This window comes from Sphingomonas pokkalii, assembly GCF_003096275.1.
In the GTDB taxonomy this organism is placed as follows: Bacteria; Pseudomonadota; Alphaproteobacteria; order Sphingomonadales; family Sphingomonadaceae; genus Sphingomonas; species Sphingomonas pokkalii.
Map to the genome: position 1 here is coordinate 1 of NZ_QENQ01000018.1, position 335 is coordinate 335.

Annotated in this window: 1 protein-coding gene; it reads right to left on the reverse strand. The window is 61.2% G+C overall.

The genetic code is table 11. The annotated features are described in order from the left end of the window. Positions 1 to 62 precede the first annotated feature (62 nt). A partial coding sequence (locus DD559_RS20225; protein ID WP_240610421.1) for an integrase core domain-containing protein occupies positions 63 to 335 on the reverse strand: 273 nt, incomplete at its 5' end.

The window sequence follows — 335 nt, forward strand, 5'->3', positions numbered from 1 at the left end:
AGAGGTGGCTCGGTTTGTCTGCACAGGCTCGCGGCTCGGATAAGTGGATTGCCGCTGGTTGATCATGCCGCTGCGAGAAGCGGCTGTTGGAAGTATATCTGGTCAGGCGTCCGGCCACCAAGCGCGGAATGCGGTCGGACTGCATTGTAGAATGCGAGATAGCGGCCGATGCGAGCGCGCGCATCGGGGACCGAAGCATAGGCGTTGAGATACACCTCCTCGTATTTCACCGAGCGCCAGAGGCGCTCCACGAACACATTGTCGCGCCAGCAGCCTTTGCCGTCCATGCTGATGGCGATCTTTTCGCGGTGGAGGACGGCGGTGAACGCCGTGCT